The sequence below is a fragment of the Streptomyces alkaliphilus genome (genome assembly GCF_014141535.1).
GTDB classification, from domain to species: domain Bacteria; phylum Actinomycetota; class Actinomycetes; order Streptomycetales; family Streptomycetaceae; genus Streptomyces; species Streptomyces alkaliphilus.
In genome coordinates, this window is the sequence record NZ_VKHT01001538.1 from 1 (window position 1) to 777 (window position 777).

At 74.4% G+C, this 777-nt stretch carries 1 protein-coding gene; it reads right to left on the bottom strand.

Annotated features, from left to right (window positions below; translation table 11 throughout):
- Positions 1 to 106: 106 nt before the first annotated feature.
- On the bottom strand, positions 107 to 619 hold the full coding sequence (locus FNQ90_RS25550) for an HNH endonuclease (protein WP_182608477.1): 513 nt from the start codon (positions 617 to 619) through the stop codon (positions 107 to 109).
- Positions 620 to 777: the final 158 nt, after the last annotated feature.

A 777-nucleotide genomic window follows, 5' to 3' on the forward strand; every position in this document is an offset into this window, starting at 1 on the left:
GGCCCGGCCCACCCTGGACAAGCCCGGCCGCCAGCAGCCGCGCTTCGAGTGAGACCGCCCCGGCACCCGGCGCCCCCGCGTCGGGTGCCGGGTACCGCCCGTCCCGTCAGGCGCCCCGGCCGAGAGCCGGCCACCGCGGTGTCACCGGGAGCTCCCGACCGCCGGTCACCGCCAGCAGCAGCGCGTCCGCCGGGGTCGGCTCGAACGGTTGGTTCAGCAACCGCATCCCCGCCTGTGCCGGCGTGCGGTCGGCCTTCCGGTTGTTGTCCTCCCGGCAGGCCGCCACGGTGTTCAACCACGTGTCCCCGCCCCCGTGCGAGCGGGGCACCACGTGGTCCACCGTCGTCGCCCGCCGCCCGCAGTAGGCGCAGCGGTACCGATCCCGCACCAACACACCGCGACGGGACCACGACGCCCGTTGTCGAAACGGCACCTTCACGTACCGGCGCAACCGGATGACCAGCGGGACCGGCATCTCCACGGTGGTGGCCCGGACCCGCAGACCGGGATGGGCCTGCTCGATCTCGGCCTTGCCCTGCATCACCAGGACCACGGCCCGGCGCAGCGACACCGTCGCCAACGGCTCGAAACCCGCGTTGAGCACCAACGTCCGACGCAACCGCCCCACCTCCCGGCTCCCGTCCCGCCCCGGGACGGACCCACTGTGCCGCCGCGCCCGGGACGGGACAATGCAATTTCCGTCGAACCGCGACCGGGAGACGGAGCGGGGAACACCGCATGACCATCCCCCGACGGCCCGTCGACCGGTGCCCCGGG